Genomic DNA, 7,546 nt, shown 5'->3' on the forward strand with positions numbered 1-7,546 from the left:
TTTGGCGAGGGGGTGCGGGGGGCGAGTAGCCCCCCGCCTTGGTCAACCGCCGACCGAGCGCAGCAATTCCCGGGAGATGATATGCCGCTGGATCTCGGAGGTGCCCTCCCAAATCCGCTCGACCCGCGCGTCACGCCAGATGCGTTCCAGCGGCAGCTCGTCCATTAGCCCCATGCCGCCATGGATCTGGATCGCCTCGTCGGCGATCATCGCCAGCGCCTCGGTCGCCTTCAGCTTGGCCATGGCCATGTCGCCGTCGGTCACGCTGCCCTCGTCAAACTTCCACGCCGCCTCGAAGGTCAGCAGTTCCGCCGCCTTCAGCTCCAGCGCCATATCGGCCAGTTTGAAGCTGACCCCCTGGAACTTGCCGATCTGCTGGCCGAATTGCTTCCTTTCGGCGGCATAGGACAGCGCATGCTCCAGCGCCCGATGCGCCCGCCCGATCGACGTGGAGGCCACCTGCAACCGGGTCGCGCCCAGCCAGTCGTTCGCCACCTCGAAACCCTTGTGAACCTCGCCCAGAATGTTCTCGGCCGGGATCCGGCAATCGTCGAATTCCAGCACCGAATTGGTGTAGCCCCGGTGCGAGACGTTGCGATAGCCGTCGCGGACGGTGAAACCCCTGGTGCCCTTGTCGACGAAGAAGGCGGTGATGCGCTTCTTCTTGCCGCGCGGCGTGTCCTCCTCGCCGGTCGCCATGAAGGCGATGGTGAAGCCCGCGACATCGGCATGGCTGATGAAATGCTTGGTGCCGTTCAGGATCCAGTCGGCGCCGTCCGGCCGGGCTGATGCCTGCATCCCGCGCAGATCGGATCCCGCGCCGGGCTCGGTCATGGCAAGGCAATCCCAGGTCTCGCCCCGGATGCAGGGCATCAGGTACTTCTCGCGCTGCGCAGGCGTCCCGGCCAGCAGGATGTTCGACGGCCGCGCCACGCAGGTCCAGTGCAGCGCGTAATTGGCCCGGCCGAGTTCGCGCTCACAAAGCAGCCACGACAGGGTATCGAGCCCCGCGCCGCCCAGCTCTTCCGGCATGTTCGCCGCGTAAAGCCCTGCCTCCATGGCCTTTTTCTGCAACTCGCGGATCAGCTCCATCGGCAGATGGCCGGTGCGCTCGACCAGCGCCTCATGCGGATAAAGCTCGGTTTCGACGAAGGCGCGGGTGGTCTCGACGATCATCCGCTGTTCGTCTGACAATCCGAAATGCATCAGCTTTTCCCCTGCCCGACGTGACGACCGGCGGTATCGGGGCGCGGCAGGGCCTGATGCGCCTCGGCGATGGGCATCAGGCGCGCCAGCACTTCGGGCGCGGCGGGGCAGGATCTGCCGGCCTTCATGTCGACATGCAGCAGCATTTGCTCGATCGAGGCGACGAGCGTGCCCTCCCGTTCGATGCGGATGAACAGATGCAGCCGCTTCTCATCGGCGCCCAGCACCTGCACCGAGCCGGTCAACCGGTCGCCCAGCTTCGCCTCGCCCGCATGCATGATGTGGCTCTCGGCGGTGTAATAGCTGTGACCCGCGGCGACATACTCCATCCCGGCGCCGATATGACGCAGGAACGCGTCGCAAGTCTCTGACGAAGCAAAGAGATAGCGGCTTTCGGTCATGTGGCCGTTGTAGTCGATCCAGCCCGGTAGGACCTGCATATGCGCCAGCACCATCGGTGCGCCGGTGGCGGTAGGATGGGCAATATTGCCCATCCTGCGCCGTTCGTCGTGGTCGAGCAGCACCTTGCCTGCCCCCCAGTTGCGTTCCTTCAGCACGCGCAGGAAGCCCACGAGGTTGCGGTCGCGGATGCGTTCGAGTTCCCGGATCGAGTGGTGACCCGATTGCGCGTCCGATTGCCCGGCGATCAGGTCGACCAGCTCATCGGTGAATTCCGGCACATCGGTGAGCTTGGTCCAGGGCCATTGCAGGCAGGGGCCGAATTGCGCCATGAAATGCTTCATGCCCGCCTCGCCACCGGCAACGCGATAGGTCTCGAAGAGGCCCATCTGGCCCCACCTGAGCCCGAAGCCCATGCGGATCGCCTCGTCGATTTCCTCGGTCGTCGCGATGCCGTCCTTCACCAGCCAGAGTGCCTCGCGCCAGACGGCTTCCAGGAAGCGGTCGGCGATATGGGCGTCGATTTCCTTCCTGACATGGAGCGGGAACATCCCGACCTCGCGCAGGATTTCCTTTGCCTTTTCAATCGCCTCGGGATCGTTCTTCGGCGATGGCACAACCTCTGCCAGCGGCAGCAGGTAGACCGGGTTGAACGGATGCGCGACGAAGATCGTCGCCGGGTTCGCGGCATTCTCCTGCAATTCCGAGGGTTTGAAGCCCGAGGTTGACGAACCCAGCAAGGCACCCGGCGCCGATTGCTGGATCTGGGCATAGACGCGGTGCTTCAGGTCCAGCCGTTCCGAGACGGATTCCTGAATATACTCAGCGCCTTCCACGGCGTCGTGCACGCTGTCGGCGAAGGTCAGACGCCCCTCGGGGGGCATCGGCACATCGGCCAGCGCGGGCAGCGCGGCGCGGGCATTAGCCAGCACCTCGCCCACCTTGCGGGGGGCTTCAAGGTCGGGGTCATAGACCGCCACGTCCCAGCCCGAGAGCAGGAAGCGGGCGGCCCAGCCGCCGCCGATGACACCCCCGCCGATGATGGCGGCCTTGCGATTGGTGGTCATGGATGAACTCCGGTCAGTCGACGCAGATCTCGACCGGCTGGCCCGCCTCGTCGAGGAAGGAACGGCAGCCGAAGGGATCGTTATAGGGGGCACAGGTGCGGCTCAACGCGTCGCACCACGAGGAGCAGTCGGAGGCGCGGCTGCAGGCCTGACCGGCCTGCGGCGAGCGTTCGGCGCAGAACTCAAGGCCCAGCCGTCCGCCACGCCGGACCTCGCCGCCCGCGGCGATGCACTGGCTGCGGGCAGCGGCGTCGAGGCCCCCTTGATCGGTTTCCTCGCCGGGCGTGCAGGCCGCCAGCAGCAGGATCAGGGCGAGAGCGCGTTTCACAGCGGCGCCCGCTTTTCCAGCTTCAGCCGCGTGCGGACCTCGGCCGGCGTGATCACCCGCGCGCCCAGGCCTTCGATGACTCCGACTGCCTTTTCAACCAGTTGCGCGTTGGTCGCCAGGACGCCCTTGTCGAGCCACAAATTGTCCTCCAGCCCGACGCGCACATTGCCCCCGGCCAGGACCGAGGCCGCGACATAGGGCATCTGGTGGCGCCCCAGCGCGAAGGCCGACCAATGCCAATCGGCGGGCACGTTGTTGACCATGGCCAGGAAGGTGTTCAGATCGTCCGGAGCGCCCCAGGGCACGCCCATGCAGAGCTGCACCAGCACCGGGTCCTTGATGATCCCCTCGGCCACCAGCTGCTTGGCGAACCACAGGTGGCCGGTGTCGAAGGCCTCGATCTCGATCTGCACGCCCGAGTCGGTCATCCGCGCCGCCATGTCCCTCAACATGCCGGGGGTGTTGACCATGACGTAATCGGCCTCGGCGAAGTTCATCGTGCCGCAGTCGAGGGTGCAGATCTCGGGCCGGCAGTCGACGACATGCGCCACGCGCTCGGCCGCGCCCGCCATGTCGGATTTCTGCGACATGCGGTTCATCGCCTCGGTCCCGTCGAACAGCAGGTCGCCGCCCATCCCGGCCGTCAGGTTCAGGACGACATCGGTGCCCGAATCGCGGATCCGTTCCGTCACCTCGCGATAGAGCGCGGGGTCGCGTGATGGGGCGCCGGTTTCGGGGTCACGGACGTGGCAATGGACCACGGCGGCGCCTGCCTTGGCGGCGTCGATGGCGCTTTCGGCGATCTGCGCCGGGCTGCGCGGCACATGCGGGCTGCGGTCCTGGGTCCCGCCCGAGCCGGTCACGGCACAGGTGATGAAGACCTCGCGATTCATGGTCAAAGGCATGGTTCTCTCCCGTTCTGGGACCAGCCTAGCAGGCTTGCGGCGTCGAAGTTGGCGGATTACGAAAGAAACATGGCCGTTTCCGAAAGCGTTTTCACCCCCACACCGCAGCCCCTGGATATCGCGGTCCTGGTCCTGCCGCGCGCCTCGATCCTGGAGGTCGCTTCGGTGCTGGATCCGTTGCGCGCGGCGAACCGGCATCTGGGGCGCGAGGGGTTTCGCTGGCGCGTGGTCTCGCCCGAGGGCGGGGCGGTGCCGCTGACCTGCGGGATCGAGTTGCCGTCCTCGGGCGGATTGGCCGCGGCCGAGGGGGCGGAGGTGCTGATCTGCGTCGCGGGCTATTCGCAGGCGGAGGTGGCGACGCGCAGCCTGCTGGCGGGCCTGCGGCGGATGGCGGGGCGGTTCCGGGCCATCGGCGGGGTCGATGCCGGGCCCTGGGTGCTGGCGCGGGCGGGGCTGCTGGACGGGCACCGGGCGACGGTCCATTGGGAGGATCTGGAGGATTTCGCCGCCGCCTTTCCGGCCATCGACGTGGTGCCCGACCGGTTCGTCATCTCGCGCAACCGCTTCACCGCGGGCGGCGCCGTGCCCGCCGCCGATCTGATGCTGCATCTGATCGGCAGCCGCTGCGGGGCGGGTGTGGCGGGTCGGGTCGCCGATTCCTTCCTCTACGAGACGCGCGCCGATGGGGCGCGGCCGCAGCGCCCGGGGCTTCTGCCCGGCGCGCGCGACCCGCGGCTTTCGGCGGCTCTGACGCTGATGAGCCAGCATCTCGACGAACCGCTGGATCTGGCCGTCGTCGCCGGGGCGCAGGGGATCGGCCTGCGGCGATTGGAGCAGCTGTTCCGCGAGGGGCTGGGGCAGGGGCCGGGGGCGGCCTATCTGGAACTGCGCCTGCAGGCGGCGCGGCGGATGATGGCCGATACCGCCCATCCGATCCAGGAGATCGCCCTCCGCTGCGGCTTTGCCGACAGGTCGAGCTTCTCCCGCGCCTTCCGGCGCCGGTTTGGCCACGCGCCGAGGGCGTTGCGGAGCGGAAAACCGGCCGCATGAATGTCTGACGTATGAATGGCTCTATTCCTGCCGCACTTGCGCTGCAGTGCGGCGGGAACAGGACCGGTTTCCCGAGGGAGAGCCTGGGGCTGAGGATAACTCAGCCGGTCGACCTGTCGTCAGGACAATAGTAGTTTACTATTATGCGCTTACCGGAGTCATCTATCGTCAGGCATTAAAATGCCTGACGTTCAATCCAGCGCCACCAGCGCGTGCCGCTTGCGCCCGGCGGTCAGTTTCAGGGGCGAGGACAGATCCTCGGCCCTGATCACCAACCCGGAATCGCTCAGCGCCTCGTCGTTGAGCCGCGCGCCACCTTCGGCGATCAGCCGCTTGGCGTCCTTGCCCGATTTGGCCAGCCCTGCACGGACGAAAAGCTGCACGATGGAGACACCCTCGGCGGCCTCGGCCGCCTCCAGCACCACCCGCGGCAGCTCCTCGCCCAGGCCGCCCTGCTCGAAGACCGCCCGCGCCGTCGCCTCGGCCGCGGCCGCCGCCTCGGCCCCATGGCAGAGCGTCGTCACCTCATTGGCGAGGATCACCTTGGCCGCGTTGATCTCGGACCCTTCCAGCGCGCCCAGACGGTTGCATTCCTCGACCGGCAGCTCGGTATAGAGCTTCAGGAACCGGCCGACATCGGCATCCGTGGTGTTGCGCCAGAACTGCCAGAATTCGTAGGGGCTGAGCATATCGCCGTTCAGCCAGACCGCACCGCCCTGCGATTTGCCCATCTTGCGGCCGTCCGAGGTGGTCAACAAAGGCGTCGTCAGGCCGAAGATCTGCTCGTCGATCACCCGGCGGGTCAGGTCGATTCCGTTGACGATGTTGCCCCATTGATCCGAGCCGCCCATCTGCAACAGACAGCCATAACGGCGCCGAAGCTCAAGGAAGTCATAGGCTTGCAGGATCATGTAGTTGAATTCGAGGAAGCTCAGCGACTGCTCGCGATCAATCCGCGACTTCACCGATTCAAACGACAGCATGCGGTTGACGCTGAAATGCCGCCCGATGTCGCGCAGGAATTCCAGATAGTTCAGCCCGTCCAGCCATTCGGCATTGTTGCGCATGATCGCATCGCCCGCGCCCTCGCCATAGGTGAGGTATTTGGCGAAGACCTGCTTCATGCTCTCGATATTGCCGTCGATCGCCTCGGGCGTCAGCAGCGGGCGCTCCTCGGAGCGGAACGAGGGATCGCCCACCTTGGTGGTGCCGCCGCCCATCAGGGTGATCGGCTTGTTCCCGGTCTTCTGGAACCAGCGCAGCAGCATGATGTTCAGCAGATGCCCGACATGCAGCGATTTCGCCGTCGCGTCATAGCCGATATAGGCCGGAACCACACCCTTCAGCAGCGCCTCGTCCAGACCTTGAAGGTCGGTGCAATCGGCGAGGAAGCCGCGCTCGATGATGATGCGCAGGAAGTCGGATTTCGGTTGGAACGTCATTTCGCTTGTCCTTTGGACGGTCGGGCTGTCTATAGACCGAAGGCCGGGCAAAGGGAAAGCCATGTTGAAGGGCGGCGTGATGCGGGTGCTGGGCACGATGTCGGGGACCTCGCTGGACGGGGTCGATGCGGCGGTGCTGATGACCGACGGGCAGGAGATCCAGGGCTTCGGCGAGAGCGCCTATCGGCCCTATACGCCCGAGGAACGCGCCGTCCTGCGCGCCGCGCTGGGGGCCTGGCCGGGCGAATCCCGGGCCGAGGCCGCGGCCGAGGTGGTCGACCTCGCCCATGCCGAACTGCTGGCCGGGTTCGAGCCGGTGGAACTGGTCGGCTATCACGGCCAGACGCTGGCGCATGAGCCCGGCGGGCGGGGCACGCATCAGGCGGGATCCGGGCAGATCCTGGCCGAGGCGCTGGGTTGGCCGGTGGTCTGGGATTTCCGCTCGACCGATGTGCGGCTGGGTGGGCAGGGCGCGCCGCTCGCGCCCTTCTATCACCACGCGCTGGCCCGCTATCTGGGACTGGAGGCGCCGGTGGTGTTTCTCAACATCGGCGGCGTGGCCAATGTGACCTGGTGCGATCCGCGGATCCCGGCGCCGGAACACGCCTGCCTCGCCTTCGACTGCGGGCCGGGCAATGCGCCGATGGACGATTATTGCGCCACGCATCTGGGCTGCGCGCGGGACGAGAACGGCGACCGCGCGGCCCGAGGCGTCCCGAACGAGGCGCGGCTCGAAGCCTTCATCGCCCATCCCTTCTTCCGCCGCATCCCGCCCAAATCGCTGGACCGGGCGGCGCCGATGCCCGATGTCGCGGAGTTGGGGCCCGAGGACGCCTTGGCGACGCTGGCGGCGGGCGTCGCGGCGGGCGTGGCGCTGGCTTTCGAGCATTTCCCCGAGGCGCCGACGCGGGTCCTGGTCTGCGGCGGTGGGCGGCACAATGCGACGCTGATGGCGATGGTCTCGGCAGGCTGCGACTGCCCGGTCGAGCCGGTCGAGGCCGCAGGGCTCGACGGCGACATGATCGAGGCTCAGGCCTTCGCTTATCTCGCGGCGCGGGTGGCGAGGGGGTTGCCGACCTCGGCGCCAGGAACCACCGGCGTGGCGGCGCCCGTCGGGGGCGGCACGCTCAGCCAGCCCTGAAGGGGGAG

At 67.1% G+C, this 7,546-nt stretch carries 7 protein-coding genes; 2 read left to right on the top strand and 5 right to left on the bottom strand.

Annotation, left to right across the window (positions count from 1 at the left end; all coding sequences use genetic code 11):
* Positions 1-42: 42 nt before the first annotated feature.
* From VDQ18_RS09255 to VDQ18_RS09270, 4 genes are read right to left on the bottom strand one after another with little or no spacing between them, the layout of a single operon-like run.
* Complete coding sequence (locus VDQ18_RS09255; protein ID WP_323020654.1) at positions 43-1,206, bottom strand: acyl-CoA dehydrogenase family protein; 1,164 nt, start codon at positions 1,204-1,206, stop codon at positions 43-45.
* Positions 1,206-2,672 carry a carnitine 3-dehydrogenase gene (locus VDQ18_RS09260; protein ID WP_323020655.1) on the bottom strand — a complete coding sequence of 489 codons (1,467 nt, stop codon included), beginning with the start codon at positions 2,670-2,672 and terminating at the stop codon, positions 1,206-1,208. The genes VDQ18_RS09255 and VDQ18_RS09260 overlap by 1 nt, the downstream gene beginning before the upstream one ends.
* Positions 2,673-2,685: 13 nt before the next feature.
* Complete coding sequence (locus VDQ18_RS09265; RefSeq protein WP_323020656.1) at positions 2,686-3,000, bottom strand: hypothetical protein; 315 nt, start codon at positions 2,998-3,000, stop codon at positions 2,686-2,688.
* Positions 2,997-3,905: a 3-keto-5-aminohexanoate cleavage protein gene (locus tag VDQ18_RS09270; RefSeq protein WP_323020657.1), complete on the bottom strand. Its 909-nt coding sequence runs from the start codon at positions 3,903-3,905 to the stop codon at positions 2,997-2,999. Before VDQ18_RS09270 ends, VDQ18_RS09265 begins: the two co-directional genes overlap by 4 nt.
* 69 nt (positions 3,906-3,974) lie before the next feature.
* Between VDQ18_RS09270 and VDQ18_RS09275 the strand changes: the two genes are divergently transcribed.
* Complete coding sequence (locus VDQ18_RS09275; protein WP_323020658.1) at positions 3,975-4,955, top strand: GlxA family transcriptional regulator; 981 nt, start codon at positions 3,975-3,977, stop codon at positions 4,953-4,955.
* A gap of 191 nt (positions 4,956-5,146) precedes the next feature.
* Here the strand turns inward: VDQ18_RS09275 and tyrS are convergent, their stop codons facing one another.
* Positions 5,147-6,397, bottom strand: a complete 1,251-nt coding sequence (gene tyrS, locus VDQ18_RS09280; protein ID WP_323020659.1) for a tyrosine--tRNA ligase — start codon at positions 6,395-6,397, stop codon at positions 5,147-5,149.
* A 61-nt stretch (positions 6,398-6,458) separates the two neighbouring features.
* Between tyrS and VDQ18_RS09285 the strand changes: the two genes are divergently transcribed.
* Positions 6,459-7,538 carry an anhydro-N-acetylmuramic acid kinase gene (locus VDQ18_RS09285; protein WP_323020660.1) on the top strand — a complete coding sequence of 360 codons (1,080 nt, stop codon included), beginning with the start codon at positions 6,459-6,461 and terminating at the stop codon, positions 7,536-7,538.
* The last annotated feature ends 8 nt before the right edge of the window (positions 7,539-7,546 follow it).

The organism is Pararhodobacter sp. (genome assembly GCF_034676075.1).
Taxonomy (GTDB): domain Bacteria; phylum Pseudomonadota; class Alphaproteobacteria; order Rhodobacterales; family Rhodobacteraceae; genus Pararhodobacter.

Excerpts from the sequence above, each read along its gene's own strand:
- VDQ18_RS09255 (WP_323020654.1), bottom strand. The coding sequence starts at position 1,206 with ATGCATTTCGGATTGTCAGACGAACAGCGGATGATCGTCGAGACCACC.
- VDQ18_RS09260 (WP_323020655.1), bottom strand. The coding sequence starts at position 2,672 with ATGACCACCAATCGCAAGGCCGCCATCATCGGCGGGGGTGTCATCGGC.
- VDQ18_RS09270 (WP_323020657.1), bottom strand. The coding sequence starts at position 3,905 with ATGCCTTTGACCATGAATCGCGAGGTCTTCATCACCTGTGCCGTGACC.
- VDQ18_RS09275 (WP_323020658.1), top strand. The coding sequence starts at position 3,975 with ATGGCCGTTTCCGAAAGCGTTTTCACCCCCACACCGCAGCCCCTGGAT.
- tyrS (WP_323020659.1), bottom strand. The coding sequence starts at position 6,397 with ATGACGTTCCAACCGAAATCCGACTTCCTGCGCATCATCATCGAGCGC.
- VDQ18_RS09285 (WP_323020660.1), top strand. The coding sequence starts at position 6,459 with ATGTTGAAGGGCGGCGTGATGCGGGTGCTGGGCACGATGTCGGGGACC.